The organism is Arthrobacter sp. LFS091 (genome assembly GCF_047977885.1).
In the GTDB taxonomy this organism is placed as follows: domain Bacteria; phylum Actinomycetota; class Actinomycetes; order Actinomycetales; family Micrococcaceae; genus Arthrobacter.
On the sequence record NZ_JBFPFP010000006.1, the window covers coordinates 91003 to 112360 of the forward strand.

23 protein-coding genes are annotated in these 21358 nt (G+C 62.5%); 9 read left to right on the forward strand and 14 right to left on the reverse strand.

What is annotated here, in order from left to right; genetic code table 11:
- Positions 1 to 74: 74 nt before the first annotated feature.
- From ACNQOP_RS12425 to ACNQOP_RS12480, 12 genes are all read right to left on the reverse strand, one after another.
- The gene (locus tag ACNQOP_RS12425) at positions 75 to 2033 is read right to left on the reverse strand and encodes an ABC transporter ATP-binding protein (RefSeq protein ID WP_416404624.1); all 1959 of its coding nucleotides are present in this window, start codon (positions 2031 to 2033) and stop codon (positions 75 to 77) included.
- Positions 2030 to 3763, reverse strand: a complete 1734-nt coding sequence (locus ACNQOP_RS12430) for an ABC transporter ATP-binding protein (protein ID WP_416404625.1) — start codon at positions 3761 to 3763, stop codon at positions 2030 to 2032. Before ACNQOP_RS12430 ends, ACNQOP_RS12425 begins: the two co-directional genes overlap by 4 nt.
- 79 nt (positions 3764 to 3842) lie before the next feature.
- Positions 3843 to 5366, reverse strand: a complete 1524-nt coding sequence (locus ACNQOP_RS12435) for a CHAD domain-containing protein (protein ID WP_416404626.1) — start codon at positions 5364 to 5366, stop codon at positions 3843 to 3845.
- A gap of 129 nt (positions 5367 to 5495) precedes the next feature.
- Positions 5496 to 6011 carry an SRPBCC family protein gene (locus ACNQOP_RS12440; RefSeq protein ID WP_416404627.1) on the reverse strand — a complete coding sequence of 172 codons (516 nt, stop codon included), beginning with the start codon at positions 6009 to 6011 and terminating at the stop codon, positions 5496 to 5498.
- Positions 6012 to 6128: 117 nt separating this feature from the next.
- Positions 6129 to 6506 carry a hypothetical protein gene (locus tag ACNQOP_RS12445; RefSeq protein ID WP_257369629.1) on the reverse strand — a complete coding sequence of 126 codons (378 nt, stop codon included), beginning with the start codon at positions 6504 to 6506 and terminating at the stop codon, positions 6129 to 6131.
- 126 nt (positions 6507 to 6632) lie between these two features.
- Positions 6633 to 6968, reverse strand: coding sequence for a PRC-barrel domain-containing protein (locus ACNQOP_RS12450; RefSeq protein ID WP_416404628.1), 336 nt, complete (start codon positions 6966 to 6968; stop codon positions 6633 to 6635).
- Positions 6955 to 7377, reverse strand: a complete 423-nt coding sequence (locus ACNQOP_RS12455; RefSeq protein ID WP_309994155.1) for a hypothetical protein — start codon at positions 7375 to 7377, stop codon at positions 6955 to 6957. The genes ACNQOP_RS12450 and ACNQOP_RS12455 overlap by 14 nt, the downstream gene beginning before the upstream one ends.
- Entirely contained in the window at positions 7374 to 8603 is a 1230-nt protein-coding gene (locus tag ACNQOP_RS12460) for an Nramp family divalent metal transporter (protein ID WP_416404629.1), read from the reverse strand. Before ACNQOP_RS12460 ends, ACNQOP_RS12455 begins: the two co-directional genes overlap by 4 nt.
- Positions 8600 to 9085 carry a hypothetical protein gene (locus ACNQOP_RS12465; RefSeq protein WP_416404630.1) on the reverse strand — a complete coding sequence of 162 codons (486 nt, stop codon included), beginning with the start codon at positions 9083 to 9085 and terminating at the stop codon, positions 8600 to 8602. The genes ACNQOP_RS12460 and ACNQOP_RS12465 overlap by 4 nt, the downstream gene beginning before the upstream one ends.
- Complete coding sequence (locus ACNQOP_RS12470; protein ID WP_416404631.1) at positions 9082 to 9285, reverse strand: hypothetical protein; 204 nt, start codon at positions 9283 to 9285, stop codon at positions 9082 to 9084. The genes ACNQOP_RS12465 and ACNQOP_RS12470 overlap by 4 nt, the downstream gene beginning before the upstream one ends.
- Before the next feature lie 102 nt (positions 9286 to 9387).
- Positions 9388 to 9651 (reverse strand): hypothetical protein, encoded by a 264-nt coding sequence (locus ACNQOP_RS12475; protein WP_235517603.1) that lies wholly within the window; start codon positions 9649 to 9651, stop codon positions 9388 to 9390.
- Positions 9652 to 10035: 384 nt separating this feature from the next.
- Positions 10036 to 10800, reverse strand: coding sequence for an IclR family transcriptional regulator (locus tag ACNQOP_RS12480; protein ID WP_257369624.1), 765 nt, complete (start codon positions 10798 to 10800; stop codon positions 10036 to 10038).
- A gap of 111 nt (positions 10801 to 10911) precedes the next feature.
- Between ACNQOP_RS12480 and ACNQOP_RS12485 the strand changes: the two genes are divergently transcribed.
- The 4 genes from ACNQOP_RS12485 (at position 10912) to ACNQOP_RS12500 (ending at position 15025) form a co-directional block, all read left to right on the forward strand.
- Positions 10912 to 12297 carry an SLC13 family permease gene (locus ACNQOP_RS12485; RefSeq protein WP_416404632.1) on the forward strand — a complete coding sequence of 462 codons (1386 nt, stop codon included), beginning with the start codon at positions 10912 to 10914 and terminating at the stop codon, positions 12295 to 12297.
- A gap of 27 nt (positions 12298 to 12324) precedes the next feature.
- Positions 12325 to 13557, forward strand: coding sequence for a CaiB/BaiF CoA transferase family protein (locus ACNQOP_RS12490; protein WP_416404633.1), 1233 nt, complete (start codon positions 12325 to 12327; stop codon positions 13555 to 13557).
- Positions 13554 to 14366, forward strand: coding sequence for an enoyl-CoA hydratase/isomerase family protein (locus tag ACNQOP_RS12495; protein ID WP_416404634.1), 813 nt, complete (start codon positions 13554 to 13556; stop codon positions 14364 to 14366). Before ACNQOP_RS12490 ends, ACNQOP_RS12495 begins: the two co-directional genes overlap by 4 nt.
- Positions 14367 to 14431: 65 nt before the next feature.
- A complete protein-coding gene (locus tag ACNQOP_RS12500; RefSeq protein ID WP_416404635.1) occupies positions 14432 to 15025 on the forward strand; it encodes a dTMP kinase in 594 nt (197 codons plus the stop codon).
- A gap of 137 nt (positions 15026 to 15162) precedes the next feature.
- Here the strand turns inward: ACNQOP_RS12500 and ACNQOP_RS12505 are convergent, their stop codons facing one another.
- Positions 15163 to 15900 carry an NUDIX hydrolase gene (locus tag ACNQOP_RS12505; RefSeq protein WP_416404636.1) on the reverse strand — a complete coding sequence of 246 codons (738 nt, stop codon included), beginning with the start codon at positions 15898 to 15900 and terminating at the stop codon, positions 15163 to 15165.
- A gap of 103 nt (positions 15901 to 16003) precedes the next feature.
- On the opposite strand from ACNQOP_RS12505, the gene ACNQOP_RS12510 reads away from it, so the two are divergent.
- The 4 genes from ACNQOP_RS12510 to ACNQOP_RS12525 all read left to right on the forward strand — a co-directional run bounded on the left by ACNQOP_RS12510 (position 16004) and on the right by ACNQOP_RS12525 (position 19775).
- Positions 16004 to 17023, forward strand: coding sequence for an SPFH domain-containing protein (locus ACNQOP_RS12510; RefSeq protein ID WP_416404637.1), 1020 nt, complete (start codon positions 16004 to 16006; stop codon positions 17021 to 17023).
- 9 nt (positions 17024 to 17032) lie between these two features.
- Complete coding sequence (locus ACNQOP_RS12515) at positions 17033 to 17935, forward strand: hypothetical protein (protein ID WP_416404638.1); 903 nt, start codon at positions 17033 to 17035, stop codon at positions 17933 to 17935.
- Positions 17936 to 18544: 609 nt separating this feature from the next.
- The gene (locus ACNQOP_RS12520) at positions 18545 to 18850 is read left to right on the forward strand and encodes a hypothetical protein (RefSeq protein ID WP_416404639.1); all 306 of its coding nucleotides are present in this window, start codon (positions 18545 to 18547) and stop codon (positions 18848 to 18850) included.
- A 337-nt stretch (positions 18851 to 19187) separates the two neighbouring features.
- A complete protein-coding gene (locus tag ACNQOP_RS12525; RefSeq protein WP_416404640.1) occupies positions 19188 to 19775 on the forward strand; it encodes a DUF5067 domain-containing protein in 588 nt (195 codons plus the stop codon).
- 206 nt (positions 19776 to 19981) lie between these two features.
- Here the strand turns inward: ACNQOP_RS12525 and ACNQOP_RS12530 are convergent, their stop codons facing one another.
- The gene (locus tag ACNQOP_RS12530; RefSeq protein ID WP_416404641.1) at positions 19982 to 20437 is read right to left on the reverse strand and encodes a hypothetical protein; all 456 of its coding nucleotides are present in this window, start codon (positions 20435 to 20437) and stop codon (positions 19982 to 19984) included.
- Between the two features lie 261 nt (positions 20438 to 20698).
- Between ACNQOP_RS12530 and ACNQOP_RS12535 the strand changes: the two genes are divergently transcribed.
- Entirely contained in the window at positions 20699 to 21334 is a 636-nt protein-coding gene (locus ACNQOP_RS12535) for a GNAT family N-acetyltransferase (RefSeq protein ID WP_416404642.1), read from the forward strand.
- Positions 21335 to 21358: the final 24 nt, after the last annotated feature.

Below are 21358 nucleotides of genomic sequence, written 5' to 3' on the forward strand. Positions count from 1 at the left end.
GACCTGGACAATTGCCCGTCGAACCCAGGGCGTTCCGTGCCGCTCTTGGACGTGGGCCGTGGACACTGGAGCTCCTACACTTCGGCGGCCGGCGCTGCGAATTGTGCCTCGTACAGCCTGGAGTACGCTCCCCCGGCGGCCAACAGCTCCGAGTGCGTCCCCTGTTCCACAATCTGCCCGGCCTCCATGACCAGAATGAGGTCGGCGTCCCGGATGGTGGAGAGCCGGTGCGCGATCACGAAGCTGGTCCGGTCCGAGCGCAGAGCGTTCATGGCTTTCTGCACCAACACCTCGGTCCGCGTATCAACGGAGCTGGTCGCTTCATCCAGGATCAGCACGGACGGACGGGAAAGGAAAGCACGCGCGATGGTCAGCAACTGCTTCTCACCTGCCGACACATTGCCGCCCTCGTCGTCGAGCAGGGTGTCGTAACCTTCCGGGAGCGACCGCACGAAGCGGTCGACATAGGTTGCCTGTGCGGCTTCAACAATCTCGGATTCGGAAGCTGTGGGCCGCCCGTAGGCGATGTTGTCCCGGATGGTCCCGCCAAACAGCCACGTATCCTGCAGCACCATGCCCATCCGCGAGCGCAGTTCCTGCCGTGACAGGGACGCGATGTCCACGCCGTCCAAGGTGATCCGGCCGCCGTCGAGGTCGTAGAACCGCATCATGAGGTTCACCAGCGTTGTCTTGCCGGCACCCGTGGGCCCAACGATCGCAATGCTCTGCCCGGGCTCGGCGACCAGGCTGAGGTCCGTGATCAGCGGCTTGTCCGGCGAGTAGCGGAAGGACACGTTCTCGAACACGAGCCGGCCGCGGGAGGGACCGGTTGCGCTGGCCATCGGCTCTTCGGACTCTTCCTCCTCATCGAGCAGGTTGAAGACGCGTTCGGCGGATGCGACCCCGGATTGGAGCATGTTGGCCATGGATCCGAGCTGGGCCAGCGGCATGGTGAACTGCCGCGAGTACTGGATGAACGCCTGCACATCGCCCAGTTGCATGGCACCGGAGGCGACCTGCAGGCCTCCCACCACGGCGATACCCACATAGACGAGGTTGCCGATGAATGTCATGGCCGGCATGATCAGCCCACTCACGAACTGCGCCCCGAAGCTGGCCTGGTACAGCTCCGCGTTCTTCGCGCGGAACTTCTCCTGGACCTCGTTCTGCCGCCCGAACACCTTCACCAACGCGTGGCCGGTGTAGGTTTCCTCGATCTGGCCGTTGAGTTCGCCGGTGTTTTTCCACTGGGCCACGAACATTTTCTGGGACCGTTTGGCGATCAGCATGGTGATGCCCAGGGTCAGGGGGATGGTCACCAGGGCGATCAGTGCCAGCAGTGGCGAGAGGATGAACATCATCACCAGCACGCCCAACACGGTGAGCAGGGACGATACTACCTGGCTGATGGATTGCTGCAGGCTTTGGGAGATGTTGTCCACATCATTGGTCACCCGGCTGAGTAGCTCGCCGCGCTGGATGGAGTCGAAGTACCGGAGCGGCAGCCGGTGGATTTTGGCTTCTATCCGCTCACGCAGCCGGTAGACGGTGCGCTGGACGACGCCGTTGAGGACGTACGCCTGCATCCAACCGAACGCTGAGGCCAGGACATACAGGGCCAGCGCCCAGAGCAGCACGGAGGACAGCGCGCCGAAGTCGATTCCGACGCCGGGAGTGAGGGTCATAGCGCTGAGCATGTCGGCTTTGCTGCCCTCGCCTGAGGCGCGGAGCCTGTCGATCACCTCGGCTTTGGTGACTCCTGCGGGCAGCTGTTTGGAGACGACGCCGGCAAAGATCTGGTTAGTGCCTTCGCCAAGCAGCCGGGGCCCGATCACGGACAGCGCGACGCTGACCACGGCGAACACCAGGACCATGGTCAGCCAGAACCGCTCCGGATGGAGGGTGCCCAGCAGGCGCCGGGCGGAGGCGCCGAAGTTGGATGCTTTCTCGGCCGGGACATTCATCCCGGCGAAGGGTCCGCCGCGTCCTGGACCCATGGCGGGCCGTTGGGGTCCCCGGGTGGCCGTGCTCATGCTGCTTCCTCCGATGCCAGCTGGGACGACACGATTTCGCGGTAGGTTTCGGAGGACTCCAGCAACTCATCGTGCGTTCCCTGCCCCACGATCCTGCCGTCGTCGAGCACCAGGATCTGGTCCGCGTCGGCGATGCTGGACACGCGCTGGGCGATGATCACCAGGGTGGCTCCGTTGGTGTGCCGTTTGAGTGCCTGCCGCAGCCGGGCGTCCGTTGCGGTGTCCAGCGAGGAGAACGAATCATCAAAAATGTACAGTTCCGGCTGCTTCACCAGGGCCCGGGCAATCGCGAGCCGCTGGCGCTGCCCGCCCGAGACGTTTGTGCCGCCCTGGGAGATGGCCGCGTCGAGGCCACCTTCCATTTCTTCGACGAAGTCCCGCGCCTGGGCCACGGACAGTGCCTGCCACATCTCTTCCTCGGTAGCGTCGGGTTTGCCGTATTGGAGGTTGCTGCGGACCGTTCCGGAGAACAGGTATGGCCGTTGCGGCACCAGGCCGATGTGGCCCCATAATTTGTCTGGGTGCAGGTCGCGGACGTCCACGCCATCCATTCGCACGGATCCGCTGGTGGCATCGAAAAGGCGCGGCATGAGGTTCACCAGAGTGGTTTTACCGGCACCGGTGCTGCCGATGATCGCTGTGGTCTGCCCTGCGGCGGCGGTGAAAGTGACACCGCTCAGTACAGGTTGCTCGGCACCCGGGTAGGCGAATCCGACGTCGTGCATGGCCAGTTCGCCCCGGCGGATACCGGCGGCTACCGGGTTCGACGGCGGCTGGACGCTTGAGGGGGTATCGAGCACCTCACCGATCCGGTCGGCGGAGACGGACGCCCGGGGAATCATCACGGCCATGAACGTGGCCATCATGACGGACATGAGGATCTGCATCAGGTAGCTCAGGAACGCGATCAGGGTGCCCACTTGCATGGACCCGTCCTCGATCCTGAAGGACCCGAACCAGATCACCGCCACACTGGAGACGTTCATGACCAGCATGACCACAGGGAACATGAGCGACATCAAACGGCCCGCCCGCAGCGCTACGTCAGTGACGTCGTCGTTCGCTTTACCGAAACGGGCTGTCTCCATGTCTTCGCGCACGAACGCCCGGACCACCCGAATACCGGTGAGCTGCTCGCGCAAGACCCGGTTGACGGCGTCGATCCTCACCTGCATCTTGCGGAACAGCGGCACCATCCGGGTCACGATCAGGCCGACCGCCACCAGCAGCACCGGGACGCAGACCGCAATCAGCCAGGACAGTTGCGCGTCCTGTCGCACGGCCATGATCACCCCGCCGATGCTGAGCATGGGGGCCGCGACCATCAGGGTGCAGGACATGAGGACCAGCTGCTGGATCTGCTGGACGTCGTTGGTGGAGCGTGTGATCAGGGACGGCGCCCCGAACCTGGTGACCTCCTGCTCGGAAAACTCGCCGACCCGGCTGAAGATCGCGTCGCGGACGTCGCGACCCATGCCCATGGCCGCTTTCGCGCCGAAGTACACAGCCACGACGGCACACGCTATCTGCAGCAGGGTAATCAGCAGCATGAGGCCGCCCATGCGCAGGATGTAGTCGGTATCGCCGGCGGCCACACCGTTATCGATGATGTCCGCGTTGAGCGTGGGCAGGTACAGGGAGGCGATGGACTGCGCCAGCTGGAAGACGACGACGGCAATCAACAGCCGCTGATGCGGCCGCAGGAACCGGACAAGGACCTTCCAAAGCATGAGATCTCCAAGCAGACGCTGTATGAACCGAAGGCCAGTTTACGTCTGGTTGCCGCGGGCAACTAGGGGCAATGCTGTGTCAGGGCTTGAGTCGTAGTTTTCGCGATTTCTTGCCACTCTGCAGGTACTGGAGCTCTGTCGCATCTGCGGCACTGCGCTCCTGCGCGTGAAGCACCCCGTAGGTGAACGCCGCGTTCCCGACGTCCGACGCCGAGCCCAGTTTCAGCAGCTCTTCGCGGGCCATGGCACTGTCCTGGTGCTCGCCCAGGATCGACTGCACCTTGTGGGCTGCGTCCTCAATCCTGCCGGCGCGCTTGCCGTGCACGCTTCCTACAGCCGCGGCGGCGAAACGCAGCTTCTTGGCTGCCTTCCGGACCTCATGGAAGGCCTTGTCGCGTTGAGGCCCGACGGCGGCACCCACCGCTGCGTCATGGCGTTTGCCGAGCCGTTGGGCGGCCTTGTTGACGAGCTTGGCGGTCGTTTTGCCGGCCGGACGGCTCCCCTTGAGGGTGGTGGGTGGGGCTTGGGTGAACTCCTCGAGCTGTTCCAGCAGCTTGTAGTAACGGGCACTGTCCAATCGCTCCCGGATGGCCGACAACGCCGTGTCCAACCTGACCTGCATGCGCTGGTCGAGTTCGTCATGCACGGGACCCAGCACCAGCTTCGCCGGTAACTCGTCCAGGGACGCGCGAAGCCGTTCGTGCAGGACCTCCGCATCCCGGTAGCGGCCCAGCGTTTCGGCCAAGGACTTCAGTTCAGATTCAAGCCCTTCCACGGCCGCGGGATCAAAGAGCTTTCGGTAGGTGTGCAGCACGGAACGGATGCGTCGGATCAGGGAGCGCATTTGATGCACGGCGTCGTCCCGGTCCTGCCGGACGTGGGCGTCTTGGAGGAGCAGGTCTGCTATTTGTGCGTCCAGGTACTCCAGTACCGGAGTCGCCGCCGGGGCCTTGCCGCTGGAGGATTGCCTTGCCGCTTCCCGGGGCGCTCGCCATGAATCTCCCAGAGCCGTGGCCAACTTGGAGGCACGCTTGCTGGGCTTCGCTCCGGCGTCCGCCAACTGTCCGGCGAGGGCGTCCAGCAAGGCATTGTCCTGCCCGTCCGTCGCCGCCAGTTCGAGCTCCCACTCGCGCCAGCGGGACTCACGCGGCCCATCGATGACTACGTGGGCTATCACGTGGTCGTCGACGAAATCGGCAAGGCGTTCGCCGTCGTCACCGTAGAGGGCGAAGCTGGTGCGTTCGGTTTTCAATGTGGCGATCGCCGCCAATGGCCGACCCCGGGTGTAGGCAAGGACGCGTTCCAGGAGTTCGTCGGGAACGGAATCCACGGAGCCCAGTGGGGCCTGGACTTCCGTCCTGTTGCCCGGGCTATGCGGAAGTTTCAGGTGCCAGCCAGCATCGGTACCGCCGGTGCGGCGGCGCAGCGTGATCCCGCGGGCGGCCAGGGCCAGACGGCTGGTGTCGAAGTAGACGGCCTCCAGGTGATGGACCGCGGGCTCACCGACTCTCCCGACGCCCTCGATGGACTCCAGGTCTGGGAGCGGCGTGGACTCATCGGCGTCGAATTTCCGCTCAGTCTCGATGTTGCTGGCCGTTGCCATGTACTCCGTGCTCCTCTGCCGTTTCAGCTCCCGGATATGCCGCGAGGGCCGGCCCGTATCAGTGGCCGGCCCTCGTTGGAGCTATCTATTTGGTGCTGTTACCAGTGTGAACGAGTCCGCAGCGCCGCGCTAGATGCCTACCGAGCGGGGGCGGGTGGAATCCAGCGTTCCTTCGCCTGTGTCATCCACGTCGCCACCAGACACCGTCCCGCGCCAGGCACCGGTTTCGTGACCCTGGGCCTCAATGAACTTCTTGAACTTGTCCAGGTCCGCGCCAACACGCAGGCTGTCCACCCCAAGGGCCGAACCAGCCTTTTCAGTGAGGCTCTCCGGCTCCCACACGATCTCGACCGAGACCCGGGTCCTGGCAGGTTCGAGCGACTCGAAGCTCACCGTGCCGCCGTTGCGGGGGCCGTCCACGCTGGCCCAGCTGACCAAGGTGTCCGGGACCTGTTCCACGATTTGCGCGTTGTACTCGCGCTTTACCCCGCCCACGTTGGTTGAGAAGTGGAGGCCCGTTTCGTCGATCTGCTCAACAGCGTCCACCCCGTTCATGAACTCGGGGAACGTCTCGAACTGCGTCCATTGGTTGTAGGCGACGGATACGGGGACGTCTACTTCAATTGACTTGTTTACGGTGGCCATAGGTTTTGCTCCTTCGATCGTGTCTCGGGTGCTTTATTGCGGGTGGTGCCAGTGGCACGCCAGCCGGCTGGCTGCTTAACCGGAGGCGCGCCTGCTTAAGCGCGCCAGCTGGAGTTTTTAGCCGGCGTCGAAATCTTCTTCGTCATCGTCATTCGGAGACTCCTCTTGGGGGAGGTCGTTGCCGCTGCCGTCCGGCAAGTCATCGTCGTTGCCGTCCGGCTGCAAGGACTGCTCGGCGTGCGACTGTTCTTCAGTCCCGCCGAAGCGCCCAGCGCCCGGCTCCCCTGAGCTGTCCGAGTCTTCGGGGTCCAAGTGGCTGAGGTTCGGCGCACCGGTGGCGAACGTTTCGCCGTCGGGGCTGTCCTGGCTGAGTCCGGCTTCGGAGAGGTCTTCCTCCACCCGGGGCTGCGCTTGGCCGCCGCCGGCTTCCTGCTCCGCGGTGGGGGTGCCGTAGCCGCCCACTTCCTCTTCCGGTGTGGCGTTCTGCTTGTCCATGCGACCTGTCCTTTCCAAAAGCGGTGAACGTGTATATGGAACTCTTCGAACCCCTAAGGGCGTTCTGTGGCATGTCCATGCCCTACTACCAAACTAATCAGCAAACTTAGCATTTGCAAACAGCGACTACCTTGGCAGCGTGGATTCATACGCCGTGAATGCCGGCCGCAGCGTCACACCGTCGGGACCCATCACGGCGATGTCCTCCCACAACACCAGGAACGATCCCCGATGCCGCCATCGCAGCAGCTGTGCCACGGGCCAAGGCTGGGACAGGTCCTGCCGCTCATACCCGAGGAACGACGTCGCCGTCCGGGGACTCACCACGATGCCCACCATCCGGGCACGGCTCAAGAGCTGCGCCGGTGCATCGTCCAGGGCGAACCTGACGTCCGACACCTCACCCAACCGTTCGCCATTGCTGTCCATGACGTCCCTGCCCAGAATGTCATTCAGGATCATGCCGGCCTCCTGGAATTTTCGCGATGACCTGGTCCCGCATCCACCGCTCAACCCAGGAGGCATCGAGTGAATTGGCTCGGACTCCCAGCGAAACCACCGTGTCCACGCCAGCCACCATGTCCCACGGGATCCTGATGAACCTGCTCGACGGCGGCCTGCCGCCAAAGATCCGCGTGCCCAGGACCGGCCCCGTCAGCAATCCCGTGATGTGGGGAGCCTCGGCTCCTTCGGGGATGGGTTCATCAGGTGCGGGGCCGCTCAACTCCACATCGTCAACCGTGGTGACGGGTACGCCGTCGACGTCCAGTATTTGCCGGTCCAGCAAGTGCAGCTGGGCATCCAGCACCAAGCCGGCCGGGCGCGGCGCGGGCTTGATGTCCTGAGCCGGAATCGGCTTCGCTTTGCTCATGCCCCTGCTCCCGTCGCAATCATGAGGGGGATGGCCGCCACAGAGGCCACCAGGATGATGACCAGGTAAATGAAGGCCACAATGTTCACAGCCCGGCCGTTGACGTGCTTGCCCATGTACTGGGGATCGTTCGCCACGATCAGGATGGGCAGGTAGGTCAGCGGCAACGCGATCGCGGAAAACACCACGGAATATTCGGTGACCAGGATAGGGTCCACACCGGTGGCCAGGACAGCGACACCCGCCAGCAGGACCACGATCATGGCCACGTGGAAGCGGGCCGCCTCCGCCGGGCGCCGGAACTTACCCCAGGACCAACCGAAGAACTGGGCCAGCGTGTACCCGCTGGACAGGGTCGTTTCCAACGCAGCACCGAAAGTCGCGGCGACAACGCCGAGGATCAGGACAGCCAACGCCAGTTGCCCGCCCGCCTGGATGACTGGCAGCGCGACCTGCGACAGCGTCGTCACGCTGATGCCGGCCGGCAGGAGGACGACGGCGGCGCACGCCGCGATGGCGAGGGACAGGAAACCTCCCAGCGGGAAGCCCAACAGGACGTTGATCCGTGATTGCACCAAGTCCTTGACCTTCCAGCGTTCCTCCACGGCACCGGAGGAGAAGAAGAACACTTCGTAGGGCGTCATGGCCGCTCCAAACAGGGCGATCGCGTAGTACCAGTACACGCCGGAACCCTCCTCCGAGGGGATTGAGGGGTTCAGCGCCTGGGAGGCGAGCGAACCCCAGTCCGGCTTGAGGAGGAAGAGCGCTACGGCGAAGACCACCAGGGACAGGCCTACAAGCCCTGTCACGTTTTCCATGATGCTGAACTTCACCCGCCATATCACCAGCCATACCGCGATCAAGGCGAACGGAACCCACAGCATGTAGGAAACGCCGCTGGCCAGCTGGAGGGCCAGGGCAATTCCGCCGATCTCCGCAGTGACAGTCATGAGGTTGATCAGGAAGGATGCGGTGAGATTGGCAAGGCCCGCCCGCGGTCCCATGCGCTCGCGAATCACCTCGAAGGTGGCCCGCCCAGAGACGGCGGCGACCCGTCCCGACATATTGGCGAAGAGGCAAATGCCCACCACGCCAACCACAACTACCCAAGCCAGCGAGAGTCCAAAGCGGGAGCCAACGACGGCGTTGGTCACAAGATCCCCGATGTCGACAAAGCCCCCGATCGCCGTCAGGATGCCGAGTGCAACACCGAGGAGCCGTTTCACTGGATGCCGGCCTTGGTCATGAGGGCGTCAAGTTGTTCAGAAGCCGTTCGGAGTTCACCCTGGACCGCCGGGAGCTGGACACTTCCTGCGAGGTCCGTTCCGCCGTCAGGTGTTGATGTGGGTGCGGCTAGGGCGTCCCTGGCGTGGAGGAGAGACCGTGAAATGGCGGAGAAGCAGGCCAGCATGCTGTCCCGCAGCGACTGTTCATCCTGCGTTTTCGCGCCGAAATGTTCCAGCTGATCGGTGGCGGATTGCATGCCCTTGAGCATGTCGTCCGCAGTGGTAGTCGCCGCTGCCGCCGTCGCGCGTTCCTGGAGCCTGAGGTCCACCGCCAGGGAAGCGGCGCGAACAGCGGAGGCGGCTTCCTTGGCAGGGCCTTTAAGGGAGTCCGCTGAAGGGCTTTGGGCGCACCCGGAAAGCAGTCCGCCCACGAAGACCAAGGCGGCCAGGGTTGCTGCCAGAAGCTTCCAGCTTCGGGTCATGACGGCTTCGGAATCTCACACCCGCCTTGGGGATTCAGGCCGGTGTAATTCAGTGGACCCGCGACGATGTTGAGCGCAATGGTTGCAAACTGCGAGCATTGCGCGGGCGGGTCGCTGTAGTAACCCCGCTGGCCCGCAGCTACCGCACCAATAACCAGCCACACCACTGCCAGAATCCCGATGATTGAACCGAACCGCATATCAACCTCAATCGCTGAGTTGGCTGCACCCCGCCGCAGTCACTGATTACGAGTGCGGCCGCAGCCGGAATTTCTTCCGCCCGCGGCCGCAAAAGCCCACTGTCAGTCCGTGGGATTGGTTTCGGTGGTCAAACCGCGATTATCCGCGGTTTTCTCATCCTTTTCCTCTGCCGGTCCCGGCGGATTTGCTGATTCACTGGGTCCGGCATCAACGGCATCCTCTGGAGCTTCCTCGGGACCGTCGCTGACCGGCACCTGCCCACCGGTTCCGGGCACGTCCGGGTCCCTGGGAAGGGGGCGCCCGGGCGTAGTTGTTCCGTCGCGAACCTGGGCGTAGCCGGCAACTTCGCTTGGATCAGTTGTCATACGCGAGACCGGCCCCGGCCCAGCACCCATCCAATGAGAGCCAGTACCAGCAGGATAATTCCTACCCACAGCAGGAAACTGAGGGCTTGGTTAAATCCACCGACGAGAAGCAAGATGATCGCAATTACGCCAGCGATTATCAGGAGTGTGTTCATTGAGCTACGCATCCCTTCAATAAATGTTTGTCTATTCAGGAAGGCGTCCGCTGGTACCCCCGGAGGAGCGCCACCCATGCCAACGGGCACCGATCGGAGAAATTCATCTCCTTATCGCTTACGTACCCTCCCGGAAAAGAGTTCAAACGAACAATTGCCCGGCAGAAGCACGTTCACAGCATCATGATAGGCGTGCAATGACTTCCAGCGCAGTAGTTGGTCAGGAAACTTAGTAACCTTTTGATGAAGAAGCTCCCAGAGCACGACTGATCTCCCGGGCGGTTCCTGCTGCAGCCTCGCCGTACTCCTGGTACTTGGTGGGAACAATCCTGCTTGAGGGCCCCGAAATGGAGATCGATCCCGCCGCCACGCCGCCGGGCCCCAGAAGCGGAACACCGATCGAGGTGATGCCAGTGCTGAGCCCCTGCTCGTTGATGGAATACCCTCGGGCCCGCGTGTCTCCGATCATCGCCCGGAGCTTGGCCGGGTCCACGACCGTTTGCGGTGTCAGTGCTTCAAGCGGACCAGCCAGGTATTCCTCGACGAAAGCTTCATCGGCGGCTGACAGGTACGCCATGCCGGTCGAGGAGGCGTGCATGGGCAGACGCGAGCCCAGCGGCAGGAAAGCCCGGAGGACGTGCGGCGTGTCCAGGCGCTCGATGATGAGCATATAGCGGCGGTCCGGCACCGCCAGGTGGACTGTTTCGGTGGTGTCCAGCTGCAGCGCGTTGAGTGGGCCCATGGCGGCGTCGCGGATAACAGATCCGCTGCTTCCACGGCTGGCAACAGCGAACGCGTGATTGGTCAGGACCCATTTGCCGGCTTGGGCTTCGGACTGCGAGACCCAGCCCAGCTCCCCCAGTGTCCTCAGAACCCGGAGAACCGTGGCCTTGGGAACATCCACTTCCCGGCTGAGTTCGGACAAACCCGCCGGCTGGTTGTCGGAGACCGCTTCAAGCACCCGGATTGCCGTGACCACACTCTGCGTACTCATCCACTCTCCCGCTTGACGGCCTTTTCCCTGTCCTCTACATTACAGGCGACTTCCCAAAATGAACCGTTGGTTCATCCAGTGAACCGAAGAAGTTTGATTGGAGAACGGGCTATGGAATTGCAAATTGCGGCTCTCGCCATCTTTGTGGGCGTGTTCGTCCTGGCTACCCTGCGCAAAGTGCACATCGGAGTGCTCATGTTTGCAGCGGCAGCGGGTGTGGGCGTGTGGATGGCAGGGATGACCATCGACAAGGTAGTAGCGGGATTCCCCATCGGAATCCTGGTCCTGCTGGTAGGCGTCACCTATTTCTTCGCGATCGCCCAAGCGAACGGGACCATCGACGTGATCATTGAGCGGGCCATTGCCAAAGTCGGTGACCGGGCATTCTTCCTGCCGCTGGCCTTCTTCGCGCTGACCATTGGAATCTCTGCCATGGGGTCGCCCCTGGCCGGACTGGTCATGGCGCCCATTGGGATGCCGCTGGCCAAACGGTACGGCATCGACCGCATGCTCATGGGGATCGCCATCGGCTCGGGCCTCAGCGCTGGAGGATTCGCCCCCACCAGTTTGTTCGGAATCGTTACCTATGGCACGGCGCGGGCAGCGGGGATCGACCTCGATCCGTTGGTTCTCTTCACCGTGGCACTTGGCACCAACCTGGCTCTCGTAGCTGCCGCCTACGTCCTCTTCGGCGGCTTCAAGCTGCTCAACACCCGTACCACGGACGGTTTTGGCACAGCCGTGCCACGCTTCAGCAAAGAACGCCCGACGCCGTCACACCCCTTTGAGCGCGACGGCAACATCGCGCGGGGCAAGCAAGCGGTGCAACAAACCATCCAGGTCCTGGATGGACCGCGCACGGAGGCACCGGCGTCGGGCCCTCAACTCAACCGCAACCAGGTCATCACTGTGCTCTGCATGGCGGGTTTGGTCATCACCGTCATCCTGATGTCCGCGCTCGGCGCCAGCCCGGACATCGGCGTTCTGTGTTTCGCTTTCGCCTCGGTCCTCACCTTGTGCGATCCGCAGTCCGGCAAGTCGGCCGTGGCCAAGATCGACTGGTCCACGGTCCTGCTGGTGGGCGGGATCATCACGTTCGTCGGAGTGCTTCAGACCATGGGAGCGGTCACCCTGCTCGGCGAAGCAGCCGGCGCCGTCGGAACCCCGCTCCTGGCCGCGCTGGTGATCTGCGCGATCGGCGGCCTCGTGTCCGCGTTCGCTTCCACCACCGGCATGCTCGCGGCCCTTGTGCCGCTTGCCTTGCCACTGGTGGCCTCCGGTGACATCGCCGGGTGGGCGGTCATCGCGGCGCTGGGTGTGTGTTCATCCATCGTGGACGTTTCACCGTTCTCCACTGTCGGCGCCACGTTCGTAGCCACAGTCGACGCCGACGAACGTCCCCGCATCACCGCCCTCCTCACCCGGTGGGGTCTGTCCATGGTGGTGGTCGGCCCGCTCCTTCTGGTGGGTGCCCTGGTATTGCCCTCCAGCCTCTGAATCCGCTCCAACGTTAGGTACACAACCATGCTCAAACCACTCCGCGGGATCACCGTGATCGACCTCAGCCGGGCTCTCGCCGGGCCCTATTGCACGGCACTCCTGGCTGACATGGGCGCCAGGATCATCAAGGTGGAAAGCGTCAACGGCGGTGACACCGCCCGGCAATGGCCGCCATTCCAGGACGGCCACAGCCTCTATTTCGACTCCGTCAATCGCAACAAGGCATCTGTGTGCCTGGACTTCTATTCTGCCGAGGGTCGCGACATCCTCGCCGGCTTGATCGCCGATGCCGATGTCCTGGTGGAGAACTTCAAACCCGGGACCCTGGACAAGATGGGCTTCACTGCCGCGCGACTGGAGGAACTCAACCCTGGCCTGGTGCTGGGTTCCGTCAGCGGGTTCGGGAACACCGGGCCCCTCAAGGACGACGCGGGGCTGGACCAGGTCATTCAGGGAATGTCGGGGCTGATGTCCGTCACAGGGCCCGGTCCCGGGGAACCATATCGTGTGGGTCTTCCGATCGTGGACATCACTTCCGGGATGGTTTGTGCGTTCGGCATCGTCTCCGCGCTGCTCGGCGCCCGGAACGGTGAACGTCCCGGCCGGGTGTCCACCTCACTGCTGGAAACCGCACTGAATCTGTCCGCATTCCAGGGCCAGAAAGCCCTTAGCCTTGGTGAAGCAGCCACCCCGCAAGGCAACAACCACCCCGTCATCGCGCCTTACGGCACGTTTGCCACCGCCACGGAATCCATCAACATCGCCGTGGGAAGCGACAAGCAATGGCGGGCGTTCTGCACGCTGATCGGCGTTCCCTCCGCGCTGGAGGATCCTCGGTTCGCCACCGGCGCGGATCGTTCGGCCAACCGTGATCAGCTGACAGAACTCATTGAGTCCTCGCTTGCCACCAGGCCCGCTTCCGAGTGGGTTCCGCTGATCAGCCAAGCCGGTATCCCTTGCGGGCCCATCTTCAACTACACGCAGGCGCTGGCTACTGAGCAAGTGGCCGCGTTGAAGCTCGTTCAGCGCCGCCAGCGACGGGACGGTTCCGAACTCCCCCTCCTGCGCGGGCCGCTGAGCCTGGACGGCGAGGCGAGCGAAATCCATACGCCGCCGCCGCTTCTTGGCGAGCACACAGCGGAGGTTCTGTTGGAACGTGGAATGACGCACGACGACGTGTCCCGGCTTGAGCGAGAAGGTCGCGTTGTGTGCGGGCCGGCATTCCGGGCTTCCGTAGAAGCAGGAACACTGTCATGAGCATCGTTTCCGAAGTGCGCACCGGACGTTTGTCCGTTTCAGTTGCCGACGGCGTGGCGACAGTGGAGATCTCCAACCTTGCCCAACGCAACGCCCTGACTAAAGCCATGTGCCTGGAGTTCCAGGAAATCATGCCTCGCTTGGACGCCGATCCTGATGTCTCAGTAATCGTGTTGCGCGGTGCCGGGGACACGTTTTGCGCCGGCGCGTCCATCAGCGAGCTCTCCTCCGTCCTCACCGACCCACAACCCGACGGCTCCACGGTGGACCATCTCAGCCTGGCCGATTCCGCCATTGCTTCCGTGGCGAAGCCGACGGTGGCCTTGGTGGACGGCGCGTGCATGGGTGGCGGCTGGCAGATTGCAGCAGCGTGCGACTTCGTCATCGCCAACGAACGCGCCGTCATTGGGCTGACCCCGGCGAAGATCGGCATCATCTATCCCCGTCCCGGCTTGGAACGGCTTGTCCGTTTGGTGGGCCACGCCAACGCAAAGTACATCCTCCTCACGGGACAGACGTTCAGCGCCACTGAAGCCAAAGCGCTTGGCCTGGTGGCCGACGTCGTTCCCTCTGAGTCCTTTGAAGAGAAGTGCGCAGCACTGATCAACGCGCTGCGCAGCCGATCCCGTTTCTCCATGCACGCGATGAAGCGGCTGGTGGATTGTGAGGGGTCAGCGGGTGAACCGGTCGTGGACCAGGAATGGGCCGCTGCCTGGGCTGCGATGCCTGCCAACCCGGACATGGAGATCGGCATCAATGCGTTCCTGAGCCGCCAGCTACCTCAGTTCCAATGGCGGCCCATGGGGTGATCTGCGCCGCATCGCGGGACAATCCCTCCCCTCGTTTCGTTGGACAGGAAACGAGGGGAGGCCTCATGCTCATTGTTCTGACGGGAATTGACGGTTCAGGAAAGACGACGGCGGCCCGCGCCTTGGTCGACTCGGCCCGCGCCGCCGGACGCGACGCCGTGCTACTCAGCAACCACGCCGGCCGCAGGCATTTGTCGCTTCTTTCCGAAAGATTCGGCTGGCATCTGCAGCCTTGGTTTGCCGATTTTGTTGAGACCTTCATTCGAGTTTTCAACGTGCTGGTAAATCACGCCCGCGCCTCGTCTGCCGCTCGAAAGTTCGACGGGCTGGTGGTGATGGACCGCCACCTCCACTGCCAACTCGCGTTGCGCCAGGCCAACGGATTGGGTCGCGGCCGTTTGATTCCGTGGCTGCTGGGGAAGCTTCCCGCTCCGGACCTCATGTTCCACTTCGACGTCGATCCGCGGGTTGCCCACGAGCGGGTCCTGGCGCGCGGCACCGACAAGGAATCCCTCGCCGACCTGGAGGCTTTCCGGGCGGCATACCGATCGCTCTCGGAATTCAATGACTTCGTAGTGGTGGATGCGCACGGTATGCCCGAGGACGTACTGGCTCAGGTCACCCGGGCGATGGCCGCAGTCGAGCCGGCCCGGGTTTGAGCGTCTTTGGCTTCCGCTTGAGATCCTCTGCCGCGCCAAGGTGCGCATACGTATAAGCACATAGCTTCTTTTGGATGAAAAATAAGCTATTCCCGAGAGACGCGCCCCGCGGGGACGACGTTGGAGGGGCTTGGCTATCATGATTCCCTTGGGCGCATCAGCGGCGGATTGAGAACCGCCCGGGTGGGCTGACCCGCCGTCGGACGCGCCGCCGGGGCGAGCCTGAACAGCGCGGCGGGACGGCCGGCGTCGCCCGTTGTCATTCGACCGGTGTCCTCTAGGAATCCGGGCGTCCCTGTTGCCTTCCGATGGAAATTCCGCGGGTCCAGGCGCGTACCCCAGACCGCCTCATAGACGGCGCGAAGCTGGGCGATGGTGAACTCCTCGCCGCAGAAGGCCGCTCCGAGGGGTGAATATTCCAGCTTCGACTTGGCCCGCTCCAACGCGTCTTCGAGGATCTGTGCATGGTCGAAAGCGAGCTCAAGCGTGCCATCCTGGATGTCCCGAACCGGATACCAGGCGGCATGTTCGGCGTCGCTGCCCGCCGCCAAAACGGGAAAGTCGGGCGCAAGCAGCAGGTGGGCGACGGTCAGGATGTCACCGCGGGGGTCGCGCCCTTTCGGACCATAACTCCCCAATTGCTCAAGGTGCCCGGGCAGATGCTCGACGCCGGTCTCCTCCGCGAGCTCCCGGCCCGCCGCTTCCAGCAAGTCCTCCCCCGCCAGAACGAAGCCACCGGGAAGCGCCAGTTTGCCGCGATATGGCTCGATGAGTCGGGTGATCAGCAGGGCGTTCAGCACGCCATCGCGCACGGTGAGGGCGACGACGTCGACGGTCACCGGGAAGCGCTGGGGCGCCGGGTGGAATTGAGGCATGCATCAATCGTAGGTAATTATCGTCATGTTGACAATAATGCTGCGCCGGCCCTACAGTCGATTTATCGTCAAGTTGACGAGAAGAAATGAAGGAGAGAACAACATGGCAACCATCAAGCGCTACCCCTGGATCAGCCACTTCCTTGGCAGCCCCACCGGCTACGTCGTGCACCTGCAGAAGGGTGCAGTCAAGCACCAAGGCGTGGGCCAGGCGTTCTTCTTCCGCCCCGCCAACTCAGTACTCAGCGAGGTTCCTGTGGACGATCAGGAGCTCCCCACTCTTTTCCACGCCATCACCCGCGACCACCAGGACGTCAGTGTCCAGGCAAACGTGACCTACCGCTTCATCGACCCCGTGGCTGTTTCCACCCGCCTCGACTTCGGGCTGCAGACCGCAGGCAAGGCGCCGGCCACCGGACGCGAGCAAGTTTCGACGATCATCGGCCAGCTCTGCCAGAGCCACGCGATCGACCAGATCGCCACCACTACGCTCGCCGAAGCCCTGGAACGCGGAGTCAGCCAACTCCGCCTGGTGCTCACCGACGCACTGCGGGCCGATGCACGGCTCCAATCCACAGGTATCGAGATCCTCGGTGTCCAGGTCCTCGCGGTTCGCCCCGAATCCGACGTCGAACGCGCCCTGCAGACCCCGGTGCGCGAACAACTCCAGGCCGAAGCGGACCGGGCGGTTTACGAAAGGCGAGCGGTCGCCGTCGAACGTGAACGCACTATCTCCGAGAACGAGATGGCGAGCCAGATCGAACTGGCCGTCCGCCGCGAGAACCTGGTGGCGCAAGAGGGCGCCAACGCCCGCCGCGCCGCCGAAGAAAAGGCCGCAGCCGGACTCATCGAAGCCCAAGGATCAGCCGAGCGAAAGGGCATCGGAGCGGCCGCCGAAGCGAACCAGATCCGTCTGGTTGGCGAAGCTGCCGCAGCCCGCGAAGCGGCCACGATGGAGGTGTACCGCGGGATGGAACAAGCCACTTTGCTGGCCCTCGCGCTCAAGGACGCCGCCGGTAGCCTCCCGAACATCGGGAATCTCACCATCACCCCGGACCTGCTCAGCGGAGCACTCGCCGGGCTGTTCAAGGAACCCGCTGCCCCCGCCGAAATCACCAAGTAAGGACCCACCATGGCAACCCCGCGTATCGTCATTGTCCACAGGCGAACCGAACTGCAGGAGCTCCTGGACCGGCACGCCACCCGCGGGCAGGCGGAGTTCTTCCTCAGCACCCGGGGCCGCAGCATCCAGGACGTACAGGACCGGCACGACCGTCTAGCCAACGCCCTGGCAACTATCAGGGCTTCCGTACCGTCGGATTGGCGCCAAGCCGAAGTGGAACGCGCCGACCTCAGCCGGTTCCTGCTGACCGCCGAGGACATCATCGCCGTGGTGGGGCAGGACGGATTGGTGGCCAACGTGGCCAAATACCTGAATGGCCAGCCGGTCATCGGCGTCGATCCTGAACCCGGCGCCAACCCCGGCGTCCTGGTCCGCCACACACCGGCCGCCGCCGCCGCGCTGCTGCGCATCGGAGACCCGGGGCGGCTGCGCTGCCAGGACCTCACCACCGTGACAGCAACGCTCGACGACGGTCAGCAGCTTTCGGCGCTCAATGAAGTTTTCGTCGGGCACGCCTCGCATCAGTCAGCGAAGTACTCCCTTTCCGTACCCAGTTTCACCCAAGCAGGAGGACAGACGGAGCGGCAGTCGTCGTCGGGCCTTATTGTCTCCACCGGCACGGGCGCCACGGGCTGGTGCGCATCGATCGCTTTGGAGCGCGGCGGACGTGCCTTGCCGGCGCCCACTGATCCACGGCTTGCCTGGTTCGTGCGGGAAGCGTGGCCGTCCCCGGTTACGGGTGCTTCGCTCACCGAAGGCGTACTGGAAGCCGGCGAGGTCCTCCGGATCACCGTGGCATCCGATCAGTTGGTGGTGTTCGGGGATGGGATGGAGGACGACCGGCTGACGGCGTCCTGGGGGCAGGAGATCACGGTTCAGCTGGGACAGCGGCCGCTGCGGCTGGTTGTTTGAGCAGCAGCGCTTTTTAAGGTTTGGGGCGGCATGCGGCACAGAATCCTTGCAGCACAAGGGGCCGTTTCCACTGATCTTCGCAACAGGAGTGCTGTGAACTTTCATGGTCCACGGGCCGTGTGAAGGTCCCCCGCTACTTGCAGGGCGGATGTGTAGCGTTTAGGGCGCACCCTCACCGGGCAGTTTTGCGGGCAGGTCTTACGGGAATCAGGAAGCCCCTGGAACGCAGGGAGTGCCAACCGCGCCGAGCGAGCCTGAACGGCGGCCGGTGGAGGACCGGCTAACGGGCGGACGACAAGGGTCTAAGTTGACACTCACATTCATGAGGCGGATTGGCTCCTCGGGCCATGACAGTATCAAATACAACATTTATCGCCCGGCTGAATCCTCCGGGCTTTGAGAAACGGGTAGAGAGTGAACACTGCAGCCTGGTACCGGGATCGTGCTCGCCCTGACGTAGCAAGCTACTGGGACGGGAATCAATGGTTACAAACCTTGCCGTTAACGCAGTTGTCAGGTGTGCGTGTTCTCGACGTCTCCACGGGCCACCCTATTCCTCCTAGACAACCGCCACACCGGAATCCAGCACCAGAGCCGCGGCAAGTGTCAATGAGCGACGTGACATGGTTCGGTCCGAAGAATCCGCGTCGAAAGGCAATGGACACACCGACGCGTGTGTTGATCGGGTTCCTGCTCGTACTGGTTGTAGCGGCGGGATACGTGTGGCTGACGGCATCGAACTCAGCCCGGCCAACGGGAGCTGAGAAATACATCAACAAGGAAGTTGAAGACGAACTGAAGTCTTTGGAGAAAGGCAACCGCTCAGCGACCGCCGCGGAAGCGAAAGCTGCAGGAATCCTGATCGCAGCGTTAGCTGCTGGCGGCGATGGGACAGCCTTTGAGTACATCGCATAAGACGTGCTCTTCAACGCGAAGGCCGTCATGCGTGCAATAGAAAACTGCAGAATCACATCCCCTTGGGAGACCTACGACGACGGAGAATCAGTAAGTTCTGAACTCACGTGTCGTGACGGCGACCTGGTAACAGTCGATGTGTATCTCAACGGGTCAGGAAGGGTTGTGCGTGCAAGTGGTCTAGGCGCTAACCCCAAGCACAATTTTGACTCCGCTGAATAGTGGTCTGCGTTTAACGAAAGTCACATAAATCCGGAGCTCTTGTTGGTACGGTGCGTAATAATATTTGGCCACGGCGTAACTAACCCCGACCTTGATAAAGTTCTTGTTTGTAGACATGAGCCTGTATTCAGGCAAGGACAAAGGGGAATTTATGAAGCGGTCGCTGGTAAGTATTTTATGTGTGTCCGTTGCGGTCTTGGTCGGCGGTTGCGGGACAACGTCGGCTAATGGTGGCAGCACCAATGCGAGTAGCTCAACCCAAGCAAGCTCAACACCATCAGCGTCCAAAGCTGACTCAACCTTTGAGTCTGGAGTGCTCACCACGCCTGATTTGAAGATCGAGATCACTGACCACAAGGTCCTCCAGGTGGGCGAAAAAGGCAACGAGTATGGCAAGAAGCCTGTCATTGCTTTCTGGTACAAAGTGACAAACAACGGCGACAAAGAAGTCAGCCCGATGAACTTTATATTCTCTATCACGGCGTACCAAGACAACAACCCGAACGCCGAAAACAAACTCGATGTAGGTTCTTTGCCTGATGACAGATTCCTGAGCAGCCAAACTGAGAAAGTCAAGAAGGGCGGAACAGTCGAAAACGCCATCGCCTACGAGCTTGACGATCTCACCACAGATGTAGATCTTGTAGCGACCAAGGGCCTGGGATCAGGCGAGATCGGCAAGGTTACGTACAAGCTCCAATAGACAGAGAACCGCCCATGTGAGCCCTTCATGCTGAAGGGAAGGTAGCTTCCTAAAGGGACTTGCTTGCGTCACCTGGATGCAAGCAAGTCCCTTGGTGTAACTGAAGGGACTTTGCCGAAGAATGGAATGCGACGCTGTGGCTTAGGTCTTCGGTCGGGTCCATGGGGCCCGTCCGGTAAAGGATCCTCTACCGCGCACCTCTTGTTTCAAGCTTCCTCGAGCTTAATGTCCAGTGAAGTGGGTACCTGGCTTGTGCCTAGCGCCCACTTCCATCCGGGTAGTAGGGCTGCGTTCCTAAAGAAGTCTCCGAATTCAGAATCGAAGGACCAAAGGCTGCCGTTGCCAAGGGCCGTCGTATTCGGTGTCGGATCCCAGTAGAGCGTGCATGACAACTGCCATATCAGCCCATCATCGCCAGCCTCAATGAATTGACGGGTGAGGTCCACACTAAATTCCTGTGTGCCTCGCAGGCCATAAGTTCCGAACTGGGCCAAAACGCCGTCACCATCTTCGTCCATAGGAGCGCAGTCGTCCGCTGGGATGGCCGCGAACGTCTGGAAGACTTTCAGCACGGCATCAGGGTTCGGAGTCTCGTTGCGCTCACCAGTCTCTACATCCGCGAGCAGTTGCTCTAAGCAGTCCTTGGCGTCTCGAATAAGCATGCGCTGATTATCCACGAGAAACCGTCACGAGACCCATCAGTCGATTCCTTACGGAATGAAGCAAATTGCGGTAAGAACCAAGGTTGAGATCTACCCGAACCACTGCCCGTAAGCCGATCCTATATAGGGCATTTGAAGCGTCCGCAGAGCCACCGGCTAACGGGCGGGTGAACAAGACCGACCCTGGGGAGATCGAGACCAATCGTGCCGACAAGGCATTGAGGTTAGAGTGCCGCTATCCGGCCTGACATGATTTATGGCATGACTGCTTGCCGACCTGACCCTCTGGCCCGTTTTGAAGGGACCGTCGTACTTCTTCGCGCCTTGGAAGAGAAGGACCTGCCAGCCTTGTTCACGGCTATCGGGCGACCCGAGATTTTCGCCGGCGGCTGGGGCGGCGGTATGGGGGCTTACCGTGACGACTTCGAGCAGTGGTCAGAGTTCCTCCGCCAGTGGCTGCCATGGCAGCAATGCAATGTGTACGCCGTATGCCTTCGCTCTGAGGACGACCGGGTCATTGGCACCACCACCCTGGGGGACTTTGACCTGGAAAATGAGTCTGCGCACATTGGGTGGACCGCATATTCACCCCACTTCTGGGGAAGCGGAGTGAACGCGGACGCCAAACAGCTCCTGCTGAACGCTGCATTCACCCACGGTTTTGAGCGCGTCCGCCTACAGGCCGATGTACTCAACATTCGTTCACGGGCGGCCATAGAGCGAATAGGTGCACAACCGGAGGGCGTGCTCAGACACGTCCAACGACGTGCTGACGGCAGCTGGCGCGACACGGCCATCTATTCCATACTGCGCGAGGAATGGCCCCACGTGCGCACTCGCCTTGAACAGCGCCTAGCGGCTCAGCCAAAGGACCCTAAACCAGTCACGTCAGGGTAGGCGCGAACATTCGAGCAGGTAAGT

Bases quoted from the DNA above. Each gene is read 5' to 3' on its own strand.
- ACNQOP_RS12425 (WP_416404624.1), bottom strand. From the start codon at position 2,033: ATGAGCACGGCCACCCGGGGACCCCAACGGCCCGCCATGGGTCCAGGA.
- ACNQOP_RS12430 (WP_416404625.1), bottom strand. From the start codon at position 3,763: ATGCTTTGGAAGGTCCTTGTCCGGTTCCTGCGGCCGCATCAGCGGCTG.
- ACNQOP_RS12435 (WP_416404626.1), bottom strand. From the start codon at position 5,366: ATGGCAACGGCCAGCAACATCGAGACTGAGCGGAAATTCGACGCCGAT.
- ACNQOP_RS12440 (WP_416404627.1), bottom strand. From the start codon at position 6,011: ATGGCCACCGTAAACAAGTCAATTGAAGTAGACGTCCCCGTATCCGTC.
- ACNQOP_RS12445 (WP_257369629.1), bottom strand. From the start codon at position 6,506: ATGGACAAGCAGAACGCCACACCGGAAGAGGAAGTGGGCGGCTACGGC.
- ACNQOP_RS12450 (WP_416404628.1), bottom strand. From the start codon at position 6,968: ATGATCCTGAATGACATTCTGGGCAGGGACGTCATGGACAGCAATGGC.
- ACNQOP_RS12455 (WP_309994155.1), bottom strand. From the start codon at position 7,377: ATGAGCAAAGCGAAGCCGATTCCGGCTCAGGACATCAAGCCCGCGCCG.
- ACNQOP_RS12465 (WP_416404630.1), bottom strand. From the start codon at position 9,085: ATGACCCGAAGCTGGAAGCTTCTGGCAGCAACCCTGGCCGCCTTGGTC.
- ACNQOP_RS12470 (WP_416404631.1), bottom strand. From the start codon at position 9,285: ATGCGGTTCGGTTCAATCATCGGGATTCTGGCAGTGGTGTGGCTGGTT.
- ACNQOP_RS12475 (WP_235517603.1), bottom strand. From the start codon at position 9,651: ATGACAACTGATCCAAGCGAAGTTGCCGGCTACGCCCAGGTTCGCGAC.
- ACNQOP_RS12480 (WP_257369624.1), bottom strand. From the start codon at position 10,800: ATGAGTACGCAGAGTGTGGTCACGGCAATCCGGGTGCTTGAAGCGGTC.
- ACNQOP_RS12485 (WP_416404632.1), top strand. From the start codon at position 10,912: ATGGAATTGCAAATTGCGGCTCTCGCCATCTTTGTGGGCGTGTTCGTC.
- ACNQOP_RS12490 (WP_416404633.1), top strand. From the start codon at position 12,325: ATGCTCAAACCACTCCGCGGGATCACCGTGATCGACCTCAGCCGGGCT.
- ACNQOP_RS12495 (WP_416404634.1), top strand. From the start codon at position 13,554: ATGAGCATCGTTTCCGAAGTGCGCACCGGACGTTTGTCCGTTTCAGTT.
- ACNQOP_RS12500 (WP_416404635.1), top strand. From the start codon at position 14,432: ATGCTCATTGTTCTGACGGGAATTGACGGTTCAGGAAAGACGACGGCG.
- ACNQOP_RS12505 (WP_416404636.1), bottom strand. From the start codon at position 15,900: ATGCCTCAATTCCACCCGGCGCCCCAGCGCTTCCCGGTGACCGTCGAC.
- ACNQOP_RS12510 (WP_416404637.1), top strand. From the start codon at position 16,004: ATGGCAACCATCAAGCGCTACCCCTGGATCAGCCACTTCCTTGGCAGC.
- ACNQOP_RS12515 (WP_416404638.1), top strand. From the start codon at position 17,033: ATGGCAACCCCGCGTATCGTCATTGTCCACAGGCGAACCGAACTGCAG.
- ACNQOP_RS12520 (WP_416404639.1), top strand. From the start codon at position 18,545: ATGAGCGACGTGACATGGTTCGGTCCGAAGAATCCGCGTCGAAAGGCA.
- ACNQOP_RS12525 (WP_416404640.1), top strand. From the start codon at position 19,188: ATGAGCCTGTATTCAGGCAAGGACAAAGGGGAATTTATGAAGCGGTCG.
- ACNQOP_RS12530 (WP_416404641.1), bottom strand. From the start codon at position 20,437: ATGCTTATTCGAGACGCCAAGGACTGCTTAGAGCAACTGCTCGCGGAT.
- ACNQOP_RS12535 (WP_416404642.1), top strand. From the start codon at position 20,699: ATGACTGCTTGCCGACCTGACCCTCTGGCCCGTTTTGAAGGGACCGTC.